This window comes from Ruegeria sp. BJ3 (assembly GCF_056535665.1).
In genome coordinates this window covers 1,087,505-1,107,066 of record NZ_JBQFIT010000001.1, presented here as the reverse complement: position 1 = coordinate 1,107,066, position 19,562 = coordinate 1,087,505, and the positions used below count along the sequence as shown (strand labels likewise).

Below are 19,562 nucleotides of genomic sequence, written 5' to 3'. Positions count from 1 at the left end.
CGTCTAGCGTCGCGCCCATGACACAGGATCGTCCCGTCTTCGGCATCGTTTTGATGCTTGGTTTCTGCGTGCTTGCACCGCTGGGCGATGCCTTGGCCAAGCTGTTGGGAGAAACCACTCCGCTTGGCGTTCTGGTGCTGGTGCGTTTTGCGGTGCAGGCGGCCATCCTGATCCCGCTGGTGGCGCTGACGGGTCGGACCTGGCGAATGCGCGGGCGCGTCCTGCGGCTGACCGTGCTGCGCACTCTGCTGCACATTGTCGGAATCGCCGCGATGTTCAGTGCGCTGCAGTATCTGCCGCTGGCCGATGCCGTCGCCATCGCCTTTGTCATGCCATTCATCATGCTGCTGCTGGGCAAGTATGTGCTGGGTGAAGAAGTCGGGCATCGTCGTCTGATCGCCTGCATTGTCGGCTTTGCAGGCACGTTGCTGGTCATCCAGCCCAGCTTTGCCGAGGTTGGTGCTCCGGCCCTTTTGCCGCTTATCGTGGCTGTCGTCTTTGCCCTGTTCATGCTGGTGACCCGGCAGATTGCCAAAGAAACCGATCCAATTGCCCTGCAGGCCGTGTCCGGGCTGCTGGCCACCGCGGTCCTGGCTCCAGTGCTTGCGATCGGGGCTCTGACAGGTCTTCCGGATCTGGCACTGACCCTGCCGCAAGACGACGCCCATTGGTTGCTGTTGGCGATCGGTGTTCTGGGCACCGTGGCGCATCTGCTGATGACATGGGCGCTGCGGTTCGCGCCTTCGGCAACGCTGGCGCCGATGCAATATCTGGAGATTCCGGTGGCGACGTTGATCGGCTGGCTCATCTTTCACGACCTGCCAAACGGCCCGGCGGCCTTGGGGATCGCCATCACGATCGCGGCCGGGCTTTATGTCATCCTGCGCGAGCGGGCCAGCGCCCGGTCTGCTCCGACGCAAACGCCCGCATGACAGCATCAAGAGCATCGCGCGGCACCATGACCAGCAACCCGGGTCCGTGGACCTCGAGGGTAACCTGAGCCAGCGCACGGTTCGATGTTCCGACCCGTCCGTCCGGCTCAAGTACCAGACCGTCGATCGGCCATTCCAACCCCGAACTGCGCCCGGTTACCCGCTGATATGGAAACAATGACACTGTGTCGCCTGGCGTGAGCGACAGTGATATCCTGGGCGGGGCGTGAAAGACCACTTCGCGTGCGCCCAGCAGGACGCAAGGCCTGTCTTGGTGGCAAACAAGGGTATTCAGTACCGCCAACTGGTGGTCCAGCCGACCTCCGAGGAACCCGACACCCAAGACCAGCGGCGCGCGGATATTGCGCAGGGCCTTGTCGAAATCGGTGCTGTCCTGTTCCCGGATCGGAAACAAACGGTCCTCTGGTATCCGTGCAAGATAAGCGTGCGCCAACGAATCGAAGTCGCCGATCACCGCATCCGGAACGCGCCCCGAATCGATCAATGTGGCGGCTCCACCGTCCGCAGCAACAGCGCCGTTGACGCGATTCAGCGCCAGATTCAGGTCATGGGGGCCGATTTCCCCTCCTCCGAACAGGGCAATTGGTCTTTTGGAATGAACAATTTCGCCGTTTTTTCCAAGATTGACCATTTTTCCCGCTTTTGGACACATTGAGACCACAAAATGATAGGTTCTTTAGAACAGGTTCGAGCTGACGAACGCGCCCAGCGTCGCGCGGGTTGGCTCTGTGTAGTTTGTAGAGGACGTGCGTCTGATGGTACAGAACAACAAGGTATTGACCGTTTCCTACGGAACCTTCTCATGCACTTTGGAAGGCTTTGACGATTCCTTCGAGACGATGAAAGCGATTGCCGAATACTTCCGCGATCTTGCCGCGGATGACAGGTATTTCGGGTCCGAGCCTCCGCAACCAGACGCAGAAATGTTGACCCGTATCGCTCAGCGTGACGCTTCGCGCCGGGTGGAAGCCAAGCAGAACGACACCGGACTGTTGCTGCGCGCAACGGACGAAGCTCATGACGAGGCCCCGCAACAACCCGCACCCGTGGCCAGCACTCCGGCGCCCGCCAGCCCTGACCTGAGCGTGGTCGACACGGCACCGGCGGCTGGTGCTGCCGCATTCTTTGCCGATGCCGAGCCGGTCGAATCTGCAGCCCCCCAGGGCGCCGACAGCATCGCCGCCAAGCTGCAGCGCATCCGCGCGGTCGTCTCGCATAGTGACCAGACGCCCCCCGCCTACAGCGAGGACGAAGACAGCGGTTTTCTGGCCTCGCCCGAGCCCCAGATCGACGCCATCTCGGCCGCATTCGAAGCCGGAGCGCTCAGCCCCGACGATCTGGATGCAACCGAAGAGGTGACGCAGGAAGATGCTTCGGTAGAGGCCACACAACAGCCCACGGACCCGTTTGCCGACCTTGCGGAGGAAGAAACTCAGGCCGCAGTCGAATTCGAAGCGGAAGAAGAATTCCCGGCAGCACCGGAAGTCGAAGCGGAGGCTGAAGTCGAAGCGGAGGCTGATGAAGCCGCCGAAAATGCTCAGGAAGTTGAAGCTGATCTGGAAGTGGCTGAGGAAGCCGCGGCGGAAGAAACGTTCGAAGACGACCAGGCCGCCAGTGATGAAAAAGCCTCGTCCGACATTCTCTTCGCGGATCTTGAAGAGGACACCGACTCGGAACCCGAGGCTGACGACATCCTCAACATTCTGGGTGACCAGCCCGAAGATGCGGATGAGGAAGCCTCTGAACTCGCGGAAGACGGCGTCCTGACTGCCGAAGACGAAGAGAGCATCCTGGGTGAGATCTCGGAAATCGAGGCGGAGATGGATGCGCGCTCGAAACGCGACGCAAACAAGCCTCAGGACGTGGACTCGGACGTGTTGCGCCTGATGGAGAAGGCCGACGCCCAGATGGACGACCCGGCCACTTCGGACAAGCGGGAGACTTATTCCCACCTGCGCACAGCTGTGGCAGCGACCGAAGCTGAAGGCGGCAAGGCCCGCGATGCGGATGAGGACGAAAACCAGAAATATCGTGGAGACCTGGCCTCGGTCGTCAGCCCCCGTCGTCCGGAAATCCATGTCACCAGCATGCGCCCCGAGTCGGATACGGCCGCGCCGCTCAAGCTGGTGGCCGAGCAGCGCATCGATACGCAGGACGCGGACGCCGGTCCGGTCACCCCGCGCCGCGTGACCGCAGCACAAGACGACGACGCATCCGAAGAAGGCGGCTTTGCCCATTTCGCTCAGGAGCAGGGCGCACAATCCCTGCCCGACCTGCTGGAGGCGGCCGCGGCCTACCTGTCTTTCATCGAAGGTCAGGAGCAGTTCTCGCGTCCGCAGCTGATGAACAAGGTGCGTTCACTCAAGCAGGATGAGTTCAACCGAGAAGAAAGCTTGCGCTCGTTCGGCCAGCTTCTGCGCGATGGAAAGATCGAAAAAGCCGGCGGAGGGCGCTTTGCCGCTTCGAACCAGATCGGCTTCCGCCCCGACGACAAGCGCGCCGCGGGCTGACAAGACCCCCCAACTGCCCAAGACAGGCCGGAGATCCTCTCCGGCCTTTTTTGCATTTTGCGTGAAAGCTCAGAACTTGAACGCCAACGCCACGTACGGGCCAGTCAGAATAAGATCGACAACGTTGCGGCCGTCCTCAAAATCAACGCTCAGATGACGGTAGCCGGCTGCAACATCGACGGTTTCGGTCCAGCTCCAATTGGCTTGAACGAGGGCTTCCCACTGGAATTTCGACCCATAGCCAAAGCCACCGATGTTGCCCATGGCCGCAAGTTTCCACCGCTCATTCAGCGCACGAGAGTATCGTGCCCCAATGATTGGATCTGTCCAGCTTTGGTCAGTGCTTGCCGTGAAACCGGCCACAGTTGTCGACAGATCAAGATCCCAATGGCGCAGCCCGCCCAGCACCTCGATCCGGGACTGGCTGTCCTCTGCCACAGCGTAGCTGCCCGCGAGCGAGGTCATGATCCCGTCCAGCTCCCAGCTCGCGGCGTTGCTGAATGGTCCGATTGAAACGGTGTCGCCCAGATTCAGATAGTTGAACTCGCCTCCGATCGTCCAACGCCCTTTCCGGGCCTCGCCCGCGATCAGGAAAGCACTGTTTAGAATGTCGAAGATGGATTTGCTGCCATCAACCGGAGGGTTCGGCCCAATATCCAGCGAGGTTCTGAAATCCGGTCCCCAGAGATAAGGGGCAATGACGAACTCCCAATCATCAGCCCAGACAGCACCCGAACTCAGGGTTGAGAGACTGGTCAATGTGACCAAAACAGCATTTTTCATCAAGGATCCACCTGCCGACTTGTGCTTACCAAAACTGTTTTTCGGACAAGCCTGTCACGTCGGCAGGTTTCTTACAACGGTCTGGCCTACTGCTGATCCTGATCCGGGTCTTCCTTGCCAACGCCACGAAACACAAATTTGAATGGCAGCGCCCACAGAACACCCAAAACCACATAGACCAGCAGTTCGACCAGGATCGATGGTCGGTCCAGCCAGTTCACGATGGTGACCACTGCCACAATGTACAGCGGCAGCCCCACCAGCAATAGAACCAGCGACCACCGTCTGCGGGCCTTGTAGCTGAGGCCGGGTTTGTCCGCGCCCGCCATCAGTCGGCAAACGGGTCGGTCACCAGGATGGTGTCGTCCCGCTCCGGGCTGGTAGACAGCAGCGCCACCGGGCATTCGATCAGTTCTTCCACCCGGCGGACATATTTGATGGCGTTTGCCGGCAAGTCTGCCCAGCTGCGCGCGCCTTCGGTGGACTCGCTCCAGCCCGGCATTTCTTCATAGATCGGTGTGCACCGCGCCTGCTGATCTGCAGCCGTGGGCAAATAGTCCAAACGCTTGCCGTCCAGTTCGTAAGCGACACAGATTTTCAGCGTCTCGAACCCGTCCAGAACATCGAGCTTGGTCAGGGAAATTCCGTTGACGCCGCTTGTGGCGCAGGTTTGCCGCACGAGGCAGGCGTCAAACCAGCCGCAGCGCCGCTTGCGGCCTGTCGTGGTGCCGAATTCATGTCCGCGCTCTCCCAGTCGCTGCCCGTCGGCGTCGTGCAGTTCGGTCGGGAACGGGCCTTCGCCAACACGGGTAGTGTAGGCCTTCACGATACCCAGAACGAAGTCGATCGACCCCGGACCGATCCCCACGCCCGTCGCCGCCTGCCCTGCAATCACATTTGACGAGGTCACAAACGGATACGTGCCAAAATCGATATCCAGCAATGCACCCTGAGCGCCTTCGAACAGGATGCGCTTGCCCGCTTTGCGCTTTTCGTTCAGCACCTTCCAGACGGGAGCCGCAAAAGGCAGGATCTGCGGCGCGATTTCCTTCAATTGGGCGATCAGTGCGTCACGATCCACGGCGTCGATACCCAAACCCTTGCGCAGCGGGTCGTGGTGTTGCAACGCCCTATCGACCCGAGCCTCGAGAGTCGCCTCATCCGCAAGATCGGCCACACGCACCGAGCGGCGACCAACCTTGTCTTCATAGGCCGGGCCGATCCCGCGCCCGGTCGTGCCAATCTTGGTTCCCTTGCTCGCTGCTTCCTCGCGCGCGCGGTCCAGCTCGCCGTGGATCGGCAGGATCAAGGGTGTGTTTTCGGCAATCATCAGCGTTTCAGGTGTGATCTCGACGCCTTGCGCACGGATCGTTTCGATCTCTTTCAGCAGATGCCAGGGATCCAGTACAACCCCGTTGCCGATGACGCTCAGCTTGCCACCACGCACCACACCAGACGGCAGTGCATGCAGCTTGTAGACCTCACCATCGATGACCAGCGTATGCCCGGCGTTGTGCCCGCCCTGAAAACGCGCGATCACGTCTGCCCGCTCGCTGAGCCAGTCGACGATCTTGCCTTTTCCTTCGTCACCCCATTGGGCGCCGACAACAACCACATTGGCCATATCCGGTCCTTTTTGCGCTGAATTACCAAACCCGGCTCATATAGCGGGGCGCAGGCAACAGGGAAACCGGTAATTCGCCGCAGCCACCAATCGCGCCGACGCGCAATGCTGTTGTCGGGGATCATGGCCACCGGATGGAGTCCGCGCCGTTGTTCATCTGCCCCAGAAGATACCGGGATAACCCCCCGGAACGGGCAGCAACTGCAAAGTCACCCGGGGTTAAAGGCGTACCGGCATTCCGTGAGGCGTCTTTAGATACGCCTCCTCCCAAGCTGCGCGCATTTCGTGGACTTCTTCGGGCAATGCCGTTTCCTGCTCGGCCAAAACCGACTCGAGCGTTTCGAGCCAGGCCATGAAATAGTCGTCGCCCCCGTCCAGCTCGCGGTTCAGCCCGTGGCGCCGCAAAGTCTCGGAGAACCGGGCGGCCCAATCGGTCCAGGAAATCCGGCCGGCCTCGTTCAACGCCACCGTCACCGCAAACACCTGAGCGTGCCAGGGGTTCTCAAAAACCGGTCTTGGGGCGTTGTGATCGGGACAGATGCTCATGCGGGTTCCAGATAGCTTTGCCAGAGATCCAGAATCACCTCGTCGTCCGGGTGTTCGGGATTGGCCCACAGTTCCGACGCGGGAAAAGCAACGGCATAAAGCGGCTCGGGCGCTTCACCCAGACCATGCGCGCTGGAGTCCGGCAAGACATGTGTGCCGTGAAACCGCAAAATGCGTCCGGTCGCGCCCGCTCCGTATGCGGGCAGCCGCGTGTGCCCCCCTTCAACAAGACGATTGGCAGAAGGGCGCAGAGTGCGAACGGTCTGGCCGACCTCAAAAGCGGCAGGGATGTTCGACGGGCGATCGGCCGGTCCACCTGTGGCCAGAACTCTGGCCACCGCATCTGCCGGCAGTTTTCGCGGAGCAAGCGGATGTGGCTCGTCAATGCCCTGCCCGCGCAGGTCCTCGATCCGCAGAACTCCGGTCTCGACCAACAGGTCGGCCAGGGCCGAAATCCATTTCTCGTAATAGCTGTACCGGGCATAGTCCTTAGGGGACAGCCTTTCCCGCGCATGGCGCGACGTGTCGATGTTCCATTGGCCCAACGCGCCCGCAGCCAGTGTCACGGCAAGGGCCCGCGCGTGCCAGTCTTCGGCAAACACCGGCACGTCTTCAGGCTCGGGGCGTACCGGCCGGTCGCCGAACCGCCCGCCCATGTCGTGGGCACGGGTCATGCCGGCACCTTCGGCAAACCCGTGCCGATCATGCTGTCGCGCGTGACCAGCGCGGCCAGGTCTGCTTCGCTCAGACCATCAGTGCCTTCTGGGCGCATGGGCAAGACCAGATACCGTATTTCGGCGGTCGAATCCCAGACACGAACTGCAGTACCCTTGGGTAGTTCAACTCCGAACTCAGCCAGGACGCGGCGCGGCTCGCGCACGGCTCGAGCGCGGTATGCGTCAGATTTGTACCAGCCCGGGGGGATACCCAACAGCGGCCATGGGTAACAGCTGCACAAGGTGCAGACGACCATATTGTGCGTCCGGGGAGTATTCTCGACCACGACCATATGCTCGCCCTGCCGGCCATAAAACCCCATCTCAGAGAGCACAGGCGTAGCGTCGTCCAGCAGGGCGCGTTTGAAGTCCGGGTCAGACCAAGCTTTGGCGACAACCTTCGCACCGTTCTGCGGACCGATCCGGTTCTGATAGGTGTCGATGATCTCGTCCAGAGCGGCCGGATCGATCAAACCCTTGCGGGTCAGGATCGTCTCAAGCGCTTTGACGCGCAAAGCGGGGTCCGGGGGCAGCAACGCGTGCGGGTGGTCGTGGTCGTCATGTGGCATGGCCGCAGCCTGAGCCAGGCACCGCCGGGTGTCCAGCCCCATTTGGCCTGTTCGGCACAATCCCCTGCGGTGATGGCAACTCGTGGCTTGCCCCCGGCCTCAAACTTGCTTAAGTACCCGGCGATACACGCCACGCCGCACAGGAACACCATGGAAAACGTCGTTCTAATCATCCACCTTCTTTTGGCTTTGGGCCTGATCGCCGTTGTTCTGCTGCAGCGGTCCGAAGGCGGTGGCCTGGGCATGGGTGGCGGCGGTGGTGGCGCCATTGCAGGACGTTCGGCAACGACGGCACTGGCAAAGGTGACCTGGATCCTTGCAGCCTGCTTCATCGTCACCTCGATCACCCTGACGATTCTTGCCGCGGAAAAATCGGCTGGAAGCTCGGTCATCGACCGACTTGGCGTTCCGGCTCAGGACGCGACCGAAGAGAGCACACCTGCTGTTCCCTCGGCCGAGGACCTGCTGCCGCCGGCGCAGGGCGACAACGCGCCGCTGATCCCACAGGCCGACTGATCCACAAAACCTAGAAATCTGAAAGAGAACCACAACAGCATCTTGCGGTTCTCTTGCGCTTTTTGCGCGAATCCTTTATACGTGAAGTCCCGTGATGCTGCGGTTTTTTCGAACCGCCGGGCAGTTGATGTTGACGTCTCACGGGGGCAGCCGAAGAAACATGGCACGATTTATTTTCATCACTGGTGGTGTTGTTTCATCCTTGGGCAAAGGGCTGGCGTCCGCTGCTCTGGGTTCGCTTCTGCAGGCTCGGGGATACTCGGTTCGGCTGCGCAAGCTGGATCCCTACCTGAATGTCGATCCCGGCACGATGTCGCCGTTCGAACATGGTGAAGTTTTCGTCACCGACGACGGGGCCGAGACCGACCTGGACCTGGGTCACTACGAACGCTTCACGGGTGTTGCCGCACGAAAGACCGACTCGGTCAGTTCGGGGCGGATCTATTCAAACGTTCTGGAAAAGGAACGCCGCGGCGACTATCTGGGCAAGACCATTCAGGTGATCCCGCACGTAACCAACGAGATCAAGGACTTCATCGCCATCGGCGAGGATGAGGTCGATTTCATGCTGTGCGAGATCGGCGGCACCGTGGGCGACATCGAAGGCCTGCCCTTCTTTGAAGCCATTCGCCAGTTCAGCCAGGACAAGCCGCGCGGACAGTGCATTTTCATGCACCTGACCCTGTTGCCTTACATCAAGGCCTCTGGCGAGCTGAAGACCAAGCCCACCCAGCACTCGGTCAAGGAACTGCGCTCGATCGGCCTGGCACCCGACATCCTGGTCTGCCGTTCCGAAGGACCGATCCCGCAGAAAGAGCGCGAAAAGCTGGCTCTGTTCTGCAACGTGCGCCCCGACGCGGTAATCGCCGCGCAGGATCTGTCGACCATTTACGACGCGCCGCTGGCCTATCACCGCGAAGGTCTGGATCAGGCTGTGCTCGACGCATTCCAGATCAGCCCGGCGCCCAAGCCCGACCTGTCGAAGTGGGAAGACGTCAGCGACCGAATCCACAACGCCGAAGGCGAAGTGAAGGTCGCAATCGTCGGAAAGTACACCCAGTTGGAAGACGCCTATAAGTCCATCGCCGAGGCGCTGACCCATGGTGGAATGGCCAACCGCGTCAGGGTCAAAGTTGAGTGGGTCGATGCCGAGATTTTCGACACCGAAGACCCCGGCCCGCATCTGGAAGGGTTCCACGCCATCCTCGTTCCCGGCGGTTTTGGCGAGCGCGGCACCGAAGGCAAGATCAAGGCTGCGCAATATGCCCGCGAACACAAGGTGCCGTATCTGGGCATCTGTCTGGGCATGCAGATGGCAGTGATCGAAGCCGCGCGCAACGTGGCCGGCATTTCCGGAGCGGGATCAGAGGAATTCGACCACGAGGCCGGCAAAAAACGCTTTGAACCGGTGGTCTATCACCTCAAGGAGTGGGTTCAGGGCAACGCCAAGATCGAACGCAAGGTTGGTGACGACAAGGGCGGCACCATGCGTCTGGGTGCCTACAACGCGGTTCTGACCGAAGGCTCGAAAGTGGCCGAGGTCTATGGCAGCACCCAGATCGAAGAACGGCACCGCCACCGCTATGAGGTGGACACCAAGTATCGCGAACAACTTGAGAAAGCCGGTTTGAACTTCTCGGGGATGTCACCCGATGGACGCCTGCCCGAGATCGTCGAATGGTCAGACCACCCGTGGTTCATCGGTGTGCAGTACCACCCGGAACTGAAATCCAAACCTTTCGATCCGCACCCGTTGTTCCGCGACTTCGTTCGCGCGGCCAAGGACACGTCGCGTCTGGTCTGAAGCGGACTGTACCGCTTGGTCTTGCTTTGCAAAGCGTTCCGGTTCAGTTTGAGCCGGAACGGACAAAAGGAGCAGACCGCGTGAGCAAAGGATACTGGGTGGCCCATGTCGATGTAGACGACATGGAGACCTACAAGACCTACATCGCTGCCAATGGCGAGGCTTTTGCCGAATACGGTGCCCGTTTTCTGGTCCGCGGTGGAGATCGGCAGGTGCGGGAAGGCGCAGCGCGGGCGCGAACCGTCGTTATCGAATTCCCCAGCTACGAGGCCGCCCTGGCCTGCTATGACAGCGATCTGTATCAAAAGGCTAAAGCCTTGCGCGATCCTGTTTCATCCGGTGATCTGGTGATCATCGAAGGGTATGACGCCTAGCACGGACACGGTGACAGAAATACGGATTCCCCAATGCCACTGCTAAAGAACTTCCTGCAGGCTTTGCGCCCTCCTCAGCAGACCACGCTGCCGGACCCTGATGCGGAACTGGCGCTTGGCGCCTTGCTGGTGCGTGTCGCGCAGGCCGACCGCGACTACAAGATCGAGGAAATCAGCCTGATCGACCGCATCTTGGCACGGCTCTATCAGCACAACGCGATCGAAGCCGCCAAGGTCCGCGCCACCTGCGAGAAGTTGCACGCTGCAGCCCCCGACACGGATACGTTCGGCAAACTGATCCGTGAAACGACGGATTTGCATGAACGTCTGGCCGCGATGGAGGCCCTTTGGGAGGTTGTGCTGGCCGACGGGAATTCGGACGAGGGCGAGATCAAGATTGTCGAAGAAGCGCGTATCGCCATGGGCCTCAGCTACAATGACAGCCAGGCCGCGCGCGAACGGGTGCAAAGCCGCTTGGACGCGGACTGAGTGGCCGCTATATCTAGGCCATGTTCAACGCCTTTCTGTCCCGGCTGACCCAGCCGCAGCCCGACCCACTGACCGATGACGACGCCCGGCTGGCCTTGGCCGCCCTGCTGGTTCGCCTTGCCCGGTCCGATGATGACTATGCCGATACCGAGATGTCGCGCATCGACAAGGTTCTGGCCGAGCGCTATGGCCTTTCGCCGTTCGAGGCCGCAGGGCTGCGTGCCCAGGCCGAAGACCTCGAGGCCGAGGCCCCTGATACCGTCCGCTTTACCCGGGCTATCAAGGATGCGGTGCCGTACGACCATCGCCTTGGCGTGGTTCAGGCGCTGTGGTCAGTGGCGCTGGCCGACGGTCAGCGCTCGCAGGACGAGGACTCGCTGCTGCGACTGGTCGTCAGCCTTCTGGGCGTCAGCGACGTGGATTCAGCCCTAGCCCGGCAGAAGGCCGCCAAATCGTGACGGCGATGCTGGGCATGTACGACTTGCCCGCTTTGCAACCTGCCAACGATCGCTTTTGGAGTTTGATTCGCGCACATTTGGGCGAAGGTCCGAACCATTTGACCCGCGATCGTGATTTCTGGGACATCTGGCAGGATCCGAGCCTGGTCTTTGCCCAGACCTGCGGTATGCCTTATCGCACGCGCCTGCACGGCAAGGTGCACCTGGTTGGCACTCCAGATTATGACCTGCCGGGCTGTCCGCCGGGACACTACTGCTCGGTTTTCGTGGCCCGCGCCGATGACGCGCGCGATCTGCCTGAACTGGCAGCGGGCATTTTTGCCTATAACGAGGCGTTGTCCCAATCGGGCTGGGCCGCGCCGGTCACGCATCTGTCCGAACTGGGCCTTACGCCGTTACGCCTGCTGGAAACCGGCGGACACGCTCTGTCGGCGCATGCGGTGGCCGACGGCCACGCCGATTTCGCATCGTTGGACGCACTTACATGGGTGCTGCTGCAAGAGCATACCGATCTGGGCCAGCGCCTGCGCCCGGTGGAAAGCACGCGCCCCACCCCGGCGTTGCCCTACATCACTGCGATCGCGCGCGATCCGTCCCCGGTCGCCGCCGCGGTTCGCGCCGCGATCTCAGACCTTTCCCCGGCTGATCGCGCAGCGCTGCACATCCGCGGGTTGATCGACATTGCCGCCGATCTCTACCTAGCCGTTCCCAACCCGCCATCGCCTGCGGCGTTGCTGCCCGAAAGCTGACCAATTTGACCACTGACCGTGGCCGAATCGGAGGTTTCAGGACTTGAACTTGTCATTTGCGCATTGCATTGCTCTTGTTTTTCGGCCCTAGTACCGCATCAACGCACTCAACAACTCCAGGACGACCCGTGACAGACAGCACTCCCGTCATCGAGATCAAGAACCTGCACAAAAGCTTTGGCAATCTCGAAGTCCTCAAAGGAGTGGACATCACCGCCCATCGCGGCGACGTGGTGTCGCTGATCGGATCATCCGGGTCGGGCAAATCCACCCTGCTGCGCTGCTGCAACCTGCTGGAAGACAGCCAGGAGGGCGAAATCTTGTTCAAGGGCGAGCCGGTGCGCTGGACCGGAACTCGCGATCACCGCCGCCCCGCCGATCCAAAGCAGGTGCTGCGCATCCGTACCAACCTGTCGATGGTGTTCCAGCAGTTTAACCTTTGGGCCCACATGACCATCTTGCAGAACGTGATGGAGGCCCCGATTACCGTGCTGGGCCGTGACCGGCACGAGGTCGAGGACAGCGCTCGCAAATACCTGGACAAGGTTGGCATCGGCGACAAATGCGACGCCTATCCGGCACAGTTGTCGGGCGGCCAGCAACAGCGCGCCGCGATCGCGCGGGGCCTGTGCATGGAGCCCGAGGCGCTGCTGTTCGACGAGCCGACCTCGGCGCTCGATCCCGAGCTGGAACAGGAAGTGATCAAGGTGATCAAGGATCTGGCCGCCGAAGGCCGCACCATGATCATCGTCACGCACGACATGCAGATGGCGGCCGACATCTCAAGCCACGTGGTGTTTCTGCACCAGGGCCTGATTGAAGAAGAAGGCTCGCCCGAAGATATTTTCACTGCTGCCGAATCCGAAAGGCTTCGGGGCTTTCTCTCCGCCACAAAGGCGGCGTAAAATCAGGACAGAACCAAACAGGGGAGTTACCAATGAAAAACCTGATTCTGACCACTGCAGCGCTGGCGCTTGGCGCTGGTATGGCCATGGCCGACACGGTCCGCATGGGCACCGAGGGCGCCTATCCTCCGTACAACTTCATCAACGACGCCGGCGAGATCGACGGCTTCGAGCGTGAGGTCGGCGACGAGCTGTGCAAACGCGCCCAGCTGGAATGCGAATGGGTCAAGAACGACTGGGATTCGATCATTCCGAACCTGGTCTCGGGCAACTACGACACCATCATCGCGGGCATGTCGATCACGGCCGAGCGTGATGAGGTCATCGACTTCACTCAGGACTACTACCCGCCGACCGCTTCGGCCTATGTGGCCACCTCGGCTGATGCTGACGTTACCGGCGGCGTCGTCGCCGCACAGACCGCCACCATCCAAGCCGGCCACGTGGCCGAGTCGGGCGCAACTCTGGTTGAATTCGCAACGCCCGAGGAAACCATCGCCGCCGTGCGCAACGGTGAGGCTGATGCCGTTCTGGCCGACCGCGACTACCTGGTGCCGCTGGTCGAGGAGTCGAATGGCGAACTGGTCTTTGTCGGCGATCCGGTCCCGCTGGGCGGTGGCGTCGGCATGGGCCTGCGCGAAAGCGATGCCGAACTGCGCGGCAAGTTCGATGCCGCCATCACCTCGATGAAAGAGGACGGCACCCTGAACGAGATGCTGAAAAAGTGGTTTGGTGAAGACACCGCCACCTACGCACCTGACGGCTCGGTCGTCACCAACTAAGCATCCGGTCCTGCGGTTCGGCGCCACGCGCGCCGAACCCACCCCGGCCCGCGCCGGGCCAGACGTTCGAAAGACGCCCCATGTTTTCCTACTGCGCTGATCCCGACACGCTCGGCACGTTCCGCTGGTTTTCATGCTATCTGACCAACGGCGTGCACTGGTCGTTCTACCTGTCGTTCATCAAGGTTCTGGCCTTGCTGGCGGTGACGGCCCCGGTGGCGTTGGCTTTCGGCTTTGCGGGGGCCATGGCGGCGCGGTCGCATGTCCCGCCACTCGGTTGGCTGGGCAAGGGCTATATCGCCATCGTGCGCGGTGTGCCCGACATTGCGTTTTTCCTGTTTTTCGTGATCGCCCTGGACCAGGGGTTCGAGTGGATGCGACATCAGGTGCTGTGTCCCGACTGGACCGATCCGATCCGCCAGGGCAACGATTTCCTCGTCTGCCCCCAGGCCAAGCTGCCGCTGGGCACCGCACCGGAATGGGTGCACGAAACCTACGGCTTTTTCCTGGCCGTCATCACCTTCTCGATCGTGTTTGGTGCCTTCGCCGCCAACGTGCTGTTCGGCGGCATGCGCGCCGTTCCGCTGGCGCAACTTGAAACCGCCGAGGCCTATGGCATGACCCGCCGCCAGACCTTCTGGCGCATTCTCGTGCCGCAGATGTGGGTCTATGCCCTGCCGGGCCTGTCGAACCTGTGGATGGTGCTGATCAAGGCCACGCCGCTGCTGTTCCTGCTGGGGGTCGAAGACATCGTCTATTGGGCGCGCGAGCTGGGCGGCACCAAGACCTCGAAATTCACCGCCTATCCGCATGGCGACTGGCGCATGTGGTACTTCCTGTTCCTGCTGATTTTCTACCTTGGCATGACCCGCGTTTCCGAGATCGGCCTCGAACGGCTGATGCGCCGCCTGTCGCATGGCCAGGCCACATCGGGCGGAGAGCTGCTGCGCAAGGAGACCACCGCATGAGCTGCCTGCAGACCATCCAGGACTACGGCCTGCGTTCGATCGGGTTTGGCGAGCGCCTGCTGCCGCGCAGCGATTTCACCCTGTGCGAACAGTTCACCCTGATCGGTTCAGGGATGATCTGGAACATCTATTTCGGCGTGATGGCGCTGGCCACCGGGTTCTTCCTGGCCACGGCCGTGGCCCTGGGCAAGGCGTCCCGCCGCAAGTGGCTGCGCAAACCGTCCGAATGGTTCATCTTCATCTTCCGCGGCTCACCACTGTTCATCCAGTTCTTCTTTGCGTACTTCCTGTTCCTGTCGCTCAAGAAGACCTACCCGATGTTCGACGCCTTCACCTCGGCTTGGCTGGGGGCGCTGATCGTGCTGTTCCTGAACACCGCCGCCTATTCGGGCGAGATCTTCTATGGCGCGCTGCGGTCGATCCCCAAGGGAGATATCGAGGCCGCCGATGCCTACGGCATGTCCGGCTGGTCCCGCTTCCGCCGGATCGTGTGGCCCACCATGCTGCGGTTGGCCTGGCCCGCCTACACGAACGAGGCGATTTTCCTGTTCCATGCCACCACGCTGGTCTTCTTCTCGGCCTTCCCGGCCTGGCAACAACGCGGGGACGCGCTGTACTATGCCAGCTATTTCGCCGACAAGACGTTCAACCCGTTCGTCCCCTACCCGATCCTGGCGTTCTACTTCATCCTGCTGACACTGGTGATCGTGGGCGTATTCGGCCTGATCAACAAGCGGCTGAACCGGCACCTGCCGGTGGCGCGCAAGGCCAAGATGCGGTTCCGCCTGAACCTGGCGCGCTGAGGCGCCAAGCCCTTTAACTGTCGTTTCACTTAAAGCGCGCCATCGCGGCGTCAAAAGCCTCGGACATGTTGTCCCACGCCTTGTCGAACCCGGCTTTCATATCGGCCCAGGCCGCGTCACTGGCCTTGCGCATTTCCTTCAATTCGGCCTCGGCCTTGTCCCGCTGCGCCCGCATTTCTTCCAACTGCTTTTGGTACTGGATTTTACTGTCCGCCGCGGCCTCGTCGATCTTGGCCTTGGTCTTGTCGATTTCGGCGTTCCACTGGTCCAGCATGGCCTTGGCTTTCTCGACGTAAACATCTCTTTCCGACATCCGAATATTCCTTTCCTGTGAAAAAATTCCTGACTGCGGATCACAGCGTAACCCAGCCCTCGCGATTCCCCCAAATACGCATCCGAGTACTGATCCGAGCCGGCCAGTCGAAGTTGTGCAAACCCTGCAATGCAGGTGCTGGAATGTGTACAAGTCCTGATGTTTCGTTTTTCTGCCGCGCACGAGATCGCCACCGGAATAATTTGATCAAATATCGTGACAACATCCAAAAGCTCGACTAGGTTTGCCGCAACATACCGACGGAGCCCCAGATGGACCTTGCCGCCCTGCACACTTTTCGCGTCGCCGCCTGTGACCTGAACGGCCAGATGCGCGGCAAACGCGTGCCCCCATCTTACGCCGACAAGCTGGACAGCGGCGCGGTGCGCATGCCGTTTTCCGCGCTGAACGTCGATCTGTGGGGCGCCGATATCGAGGGCAGCCCGCTGGTGTTCGAAACCGGCGACGCCGATGGCGTACTGCGCCCGACCGAGCGCGGCCCGGTGCCGATGCCCTGGCTGACCACACCCACGGCGCTGGTGCCGATGTGCCTGTACGACGATCACGGCACCCCCTTTGCCAGCGACCCCCGCCACGCGCTGGCCGCAGTCCTGTCGCGCTATGCCCAGCGCGGATGGAAAGTTGTTGCCGCGACCGAGTTGGAGTTCACGCTGCTTGACTCCTCGGATGCGCAACCAAAGCCCCCGCACAATCCGGTCACCGGCCGTCGGCTACGCGGCGAGGCGGTGCTGTCGATGGCCGAAATGGACGCCTTCGACGCCTTCTTCACCGAGCTTTATGACGGGTGCGCCGAAATGGGGATTCCCGCCCAGACGGCAATTTCCGAAAGCGGCATCGGCCAGTTCGAGATCAACCTGAACCATCAGGATGCCATGCGCTGCGCCGATGATACGTGGCTTTTCAAGGCATTGACCCGTGGGCTGGCCCGCAAGCACGGCTTTACCGCGACCTTCATGGCCAAACCCTATGCCGATGATGCGGGGAACGGAATGCATGTTCACTTCTCGGTGCTGGATGACCAGGGTCGCAACGTCTTTGACAATGGCGGGCGTGAAGGGACCGAAATCCTGCGCTCTGCCGTCGCCGGCTGTCTGGCCGCCATGCCAGGCAGCACGCTGATCTTTGCTCCGCATGGCAATTCGTACACGCGGCTCGTGCCCGGAGCCCATGCCCCCACAGGCGCGGCTTGGGCCTATGAGAACCGGACCGCCGCGATCCGCATTCCGGGCGGTGCGCCCGCCGCCCGCCGGATCGAGCACCGCGTGGCCGGCGGCGACATCAACCCCTATCTGATGCTGGCCGCGGTTCTGGGCGCGGCTCTGATCGGCATCGAGGACGGCCTTCAACCCCCGCCCCCGATCACGGGAAATGCCTACGAGATCGAAGGGCTTCCGCAATTGGCAGGGGACTGGGATTCGGCCATTTCGGCATTCGAGACGGACCCGATCATCGCGCGCATCTTCTCCGGGGATCTGATCCGAAACATGGTGATGACCAAAAGGCAGGAATCCGCACGCTTTGCCGACATGGACCCCGACAGTCACTGGTTGAGCTATCTGGAGTCCGTATGATCCTCTTGCCCGTGGATCGAGACTCGGGTAGATTGAATTTGATCAAATTTGGTGACTCATGAAAATCGGCATACTGCAGACCGGCCACGCGCCCGAACCGCTGGAACGATCGTTCGGCGACTACGACCTGATGTTTCAACAGCTTCTGGACGGCAACGATTTCGAGTTCGTGACCTATGCGGTGGTGGATGATGTGTTCCCCGACAGCGCAAGCGACTGCGATGGATGGGTGATTACCGGCTCGCGGCATGGCGCCTACGAAGATCATCCGTGGATCCCCAAGCTCGAGCAACTGATCCGCGAGATCCAAGCGGCACGGAAACCGTTGATCGGGGTCTGTTTCGGCCACCAGATCATCGCTCAGGCGTTGGGCGGCAAGGTTGAAAAGTTCGACAAGGGTTGGGCGATCGGACGCACCGAGTATGACTATGACGGGCGCAAGGTTTCGTTGAACGCATGGCACCAGGATCAGGTGACGGCCTTGCCCGACGGCGCCCAGCTATTGGGTAGCAACGCGTTCTGCAAGAACGCGATGGTTGCCTACGGGGACACGATTTGGACGGTGCAGGCACATCCCGAATACTCCAACGATTTCATTCAGGGCCTCATGGAGACACGCGGTAAAGGCGCGGTGCCCGACGCCCTGATGGACGACGCAAAAACCCGATGGAACGCTCCGGATGACAACGCCAATATCGGGCGTTTCATGGCAGAGTTCCTGAAGAAAGAGAGGGCCTGATGGCCGACTGGACAGACCAACTTCCACAAGCAGCACGGGAATACATCGACGGGCACCGGCTGGACGAGGTCGAGTGCATCATCTCGGACCTGCCGGGGATTGCCCGCGGCAAGGCGGTTCCGGCATCGAAATTCGCCAAGCAGGCCTATTTCCATCTACCCGACAGCATTTTCTACCAAACCATCACTGGTGACTGGGGCGAGGCCGCGGGTGAGGATGGGTTCATCGAACGCGACATGATCCTCAAGCCCGATTTCAGCACGGCCTCGGCGGCACCGTGGACCGGTGACTGGACCCTTCAGGTGATCCATGACGCCTACGACAGGGACGGCGATCCGATTCCGTTCAGCCCGCGCAACGTGCTCAAACGCGTGGTCCAGCTGTACAAGGACAAAGGGTGGAAACCGGTTGTCGCGCCCGAGATGGAGTTCTTTCTGGTTGCCCGCAACGTGGACCCGGCCAAGGGGATCGAGCCGATGATGGGCCGCTCGGGCCGTCCGGCTGCCGCGCGGCAGGCCTATTCCATGACCGCCGTGGATGAATTCGGCCCTGTGATCGACGACATCTATGATTTCGCCGAGGCACAAGGGTTCGAGATCGACGGCATCACCCAGGAGGGCGGCGCCGGTCAGCTTGAGATCAACCTGCGCCATGGCGATCCGGTCAAGCTGGCCGACGAGGTGTTTTATTTCAAACGCCTGATCCGCGAGGCCGCGTTGCGTCACAACTGCTTTGCCACCTTCATGGCCAAACCGATCGAGGATGAGCCGGGATCGGCCATGCACATCCATCACTCGATCATCGACATGGAGACGGGCAAGAACCTGTTCTCGGGGCCTCAGGGCGGCGAGACGGACGCGTTCTACAACTTCATCGCCGGTCTGCAGCTGCACCTGCCCGCCGGGCTGGCGGTGATGGCGCCCTACGTCAACTCGTACCGGCGCTACGTCAAGGACCATGCCGCCCCGATCAACCTGGAATGGGCGCGCGACAATCGCACCACGGGGATACGTGTGCCGCTGTCGGGTCCCGACAGCCGCCGGGTGGAAAACCGCATCGCCGGGATGGATTGCAACCCCTATCTGGGCATCGCCGTGTCGCTGGCCTGTGGCTATCTTGGTCTGGTCAATCAGGACCGCCCGCGCCGTCAGTTCTATGGCGACGCTTACGAAGGTGACGGCGACATCCCGCAGGTCATGGGCAACGCGCTGGATCTGTTCGACGAGGCCGAAGCCTTGCATCAGGTTCTGGGCCCCGAGTTCGCACGGGTCTACAGCATCGTAAAACGCGCCGAGTACGAGGAGTTCCTGCAGGTGATTTCGCCGTGGGAGCGTGAACACCTGCTGCTGAACGTCTGAGCCATGTGCGC

23 protein-coding genes are annotated in these 19,562 nt (G+C 61.3%); 15 read left to right on the top strand and 8 right to left on the bottom strand.

The features are described 5' to 3' along the window. Window positions 1-17: 17 nt before the first annotated feature. Complete coding sequence (locus ACR3EL_RS05560) at window positions 18-932, top strand: DMT family transporter (RefSeq protein WP_170337859.1); 915 nt, start codon at window positions 18-20, stop codon at window positions 930-932. On the opposite strand, the gene ACR3EL_RS05555 is transcribed toward ACR3EL_RS05560, so the two are convergent. Then, on the bottom strand, window positions 877-1,584 hold the full coding sequence (locus tag ACR3EL_RS05555) for a thiamine diphosphokinase (RefSeq protein WP_170337857.1): 708 nt from the start codon (window positions 1,582-1,584) through the stop codon (window positions 877-879). The two genes, ACR3EL_RS05560 and ACR3EL_RS05555, sit on opposite strands and share 56 nt — an antisense overlap. A 124-nt stretch (window positions 1,585-1,708) precedes the next feature. On the opposite strand from ACR3EL_RS05555, the gene ACR3EL_RS05550 reads away from it, so the two are divergent. Then, window positions 1,709-3,463, top strand: coding sequence for a hypothetical protein (locus tag ACR3EL_RS05550; RefSeq protein WP_480720754.1), 1,755 nt, complete (start codon window positions 1,709-1,711; stop codon window positions 3,461-3,463). 69 nt (window positions 3,464-3,532) lie between these two features. Here the strand turns inward: ACR3EL_RS05550 and ACR3EL_RS05545 are convergent, their stop codons facing one another. The 6 genes from ACR3EL_RS05545 to nthA form a co-directional block, all read right to left on the bottom strand. Then, entirely contained in the window at window positions 3,533-4,246 is a 714-nt protein-coding gene (locus ACR3EL_RS05545) for a porin family protein (RefSeq protein ID WP_170337854.1), read from the bottom strand. Between the two features lie 86 nt (window positions 4,247-4,332). After that, window positions 4,333-4,575, bottom strand: coding sequence for a DUF2842 domain-containing protein (locus ACR3EL_RS05540; RefSeq protein ID WP_093962533.1), 243 nt, complete (start codon window positions 4,573-4,575; stop codon window positions 4,333-4,335). Next, window positions 4,575-5,870: an adenylosuccinate synthase gene (locus ACR3EL_RS05535; protein WP_170337852.1), complete on the bottom strand. Its 1,296-nt coding sequence runs from the start codon at window positions 5,868-5,870 to the stop codon at window positions 4,575-4,577. The genes ACR3EL_RS05540 and ACR3EL_RS05535 overlap by 1 nt, the downstream gene beginning before the upstream one ends. Window positions 5,871-6,089: 219 nt before the next feature. After that, window positions 6,090-6,416 carry a nitrile hydratase accessory protein gene (locus ACR3EL_RS05530; RefSeq protein WP_170337850.1) on the bottom strand — a complete coding sequence of 109 codons (327 nt, stop codon included), beginning with the start codon at window positions 6,414-6,416 and terminating at the stop codon, window positions 6,090-6,092. Next, window positions 6,413-7,090, bottom strand: a complete 678-nt coding sequence (gene nthB / locus ACR3EL_RS05525; RefSeq protein WP_170337848.1) for a nitrile hydratase subunit beta — start codon at window positions 7,088-7,090, stop codon at window positions 6,413-6,415. The genes ACR3EL_RS05530 and nthB overlap by 4 nt, the downstream gene beginning before the upstream one ends. Continuing rightward, complete coding sequence (gene nthA / locus ACR3EL_RS05520) at window positions 7,087-7,701, bottom strand: nitrile hydratase subunit alpha (protein ID WP_170337846.1); 615 nt, start codon at window positions 7,699-7,701, stop codon at window positions 7,087-7,089. Before nthA ends, nthB begins: the two co-directional genes overlap by 4 nt. Window positions 7,702-7,851: 150 nt before the next feature. Between nthA and secG the strand changes: the two genes are divergently transcribed. The 10 genes from secG (at window position 7,852) to ACR3EL_RS05470 (ending at window position 15,549) form a co-directional block, all read left to right on the top strand. Beyond that, window positions 7,852-8,217, top strand: coding sequence for a preprotein translocase subunit SecG (gene secG, locus ACR3EL_RS05515; RefSeq protein WP_093962537.1), 366 nt, complete (start codon window positions 7,852-7,854; stop codon window positions 8,215-8,217). A 160-nt stretch (window positions 8,218-8,377) separates the two neighbouring features. Then, the gene (locus ACR3EL_RS05510) at window positions 8,378-10,021 is read left to right on the top strand and encodes a CTP synthase (protein ID WP_093963011.1); all 1,644 of its coding nucleotides are present in this window, start codon (window positions 8,378-8,380) and stop codon (window positions 10,019-10,021) included. Window positions 10,022-10,101: 80 nt separating this feature from the next. Next, window positions 10,102-10,395: a DUF1330 domain-containing protein gene (locus ACR3EL_RS05505; protein WP_170337844.1), complete on the top strand. Its 294-nt coding sequence runs from the start codon at window positions 10,102-10,104 to the stop codon at window positions 10,393-10,395. A gap of 39 nt (window positions 10,396-10,434) precedes the next feature. Further along, entirely contained in the window at window positions 10,435-10,884 is a 450-nt protein-coding gene (locus tag ACR3EL_RS05500) for a tellurite resistance TerB family protein (protein WP_093963012.1), read from the top strand. A 20-nt stretch (window positions 10,885-10,904) separates the two neighbouring features. Next, the gene (locus ACR3EL_RS05495) at window positions 10,905-11,342 is read left to right on the top strand and encodes a tellurite resistance TerB family protein (protein ID WP_093962539.1); all 438 of its coding nucleotides are present in this window, start codon (window positions 10,905-10,907) and stop codon (window positions 11,340-11,342) included. Window positions 11,343-11,347: 5 nt separating this feature from the next. Continuing rightward, the gene (locus tag ACR3EL_RS05490; RefSeq protein WP_170339408.1) at window positions 11,348-12,091 is read left to right on the top strand and encodes a phosphate/phosphite/phosphonate ABC transporter substrate-binding protein; all 744 of its coding nucleotides are present in this window, start codon (window positions 11,348-11,350) and stop codon (window positions 12,089-12,091) included. A gap of 128 nt (window positions 12,092-12,219) precedes the next feature. Further along, window positions 12,220-12,996 carry an ABC transporter ATP-binding protein gene (locus tag ACR3EL_RS05485; RefSeq protein ID WP_093962540.1) on the top strand — a complete coding sequence of 259 codons (777 nt, stop codon included), beginning with the start codon at window positions 12,220-12,222 and terminating at the stop codon, window positions 12,994-12,996. A gap of 32 nt (window positions 12,997-13,028) precedes the next feature. Continuing rightward, window positions 13,029-13,778: a transporter substrate-binding domain-containing protein gene (locus tag ACR3EL_RS05480; RefSeq protein WP_093962541.1), complete on the top strand. Its 750-nt coding sequence runs from the start codon at window positions 13,029-13,031 to the stop codon at window positions 13,776-13,778. An 80-nt stretch (window positions 13,779-13,858) separates the two neighbouring features. After that, window positions 13,859-14,746: an ABC transporter permease gene (locus ACR3EL_RS05475; protein ID WP_170337842.1), complete on the top strand. Its 888-nt coding sequence runs from the start codon at window positions 13,859-13,861 to the stop codon at window positions 14,744-14,746. Next, the gene (locus ACR3EL_RS05470; RefSeq protein WP_170337841.1) at window positions 14,743-15,549 is read left to right on the top strand and encodes an ABC transporter permease; all 807 of its coding nucleotides are present in this window, start codon (window positions 14,743-14,745) and stop codon (window positions 15,547-15,549) included. Before ACR3EL_RS05475 ends, ACR3EL_RS05470 begins: the two co-directional genes overlap by 4 nt. 25 nt (window positions 15,550-15,574) lie before the next feature. On the opposite strand, the gene ACR3EL_RS05465 is transcribed toward ACR3EL_RS05470, so the two are convergent. Continuing rightward, window positions 15,575-15,862: a sll1863 family stress response protein gene (locus ACR3EL_RS05465; RefSeq protein ID WP_170337839.1), complete on the bottom strand. Its 288-nt coding sequence runs from the start codon at window positions 15,860-15,862 to the stop codon at window positions 15,575-15,577. Window positions 15,863-16,134: 272 nt separating this feature from the next. Between ACR3EL_RS05465 and ACR3EL_RS05460 the strand changes: the two genes are divergently transcribed. The 3 genes from ACR3EL_RS05460 to ACR3EL_RS05450 are packed head-to-tail and all read left to right on the top strand — an operon-like array spanning window position 16,135 to window position 19,551. After that, window positions 16,135-17,454, top strand: coding sequence for a glutamine synthetase family protein (locus ACR3EL_RS05460; protein WP_480720746.1), 1,320 nt, complete (start codon window positions 16,135-16,137; stop codon window positions 17,452-17,454). A gap of 58 nt (window positions 17,455-17,512) precedes the next feature. Beyond that, window positions 17,513-18,193 carry a type 1 glutamine amidotransferase gene (locus ACR3EL_RS05455; RefSeq protein WP_480720744.1) on the top strand — a complete coding sequence of 227 codons (681 nt, stop codon included), beginning with the start codon at window positions 17,513-17,515 and terminating at the stop codon, window positions 18,191-18,193. Beyond that, window positions 18,193-19,551 (top strand): glutamine synthetase family protein, encoded by a 1,359-nt coding sequence (locus ACR3EL_RS05450; RefSeq protein ID WP_170337834.1) that lies wholly within the window; start codon window positions 18,193-18,195, stop codon window positions 19,549-19,551. Before ACR3EL_RS05455 ends, ACR3EL_RS05450 begins: the two co-directional genes overlap by 1 nt. Window positions 19,552-19,562 lie beyond the last annotated feature (11 nt).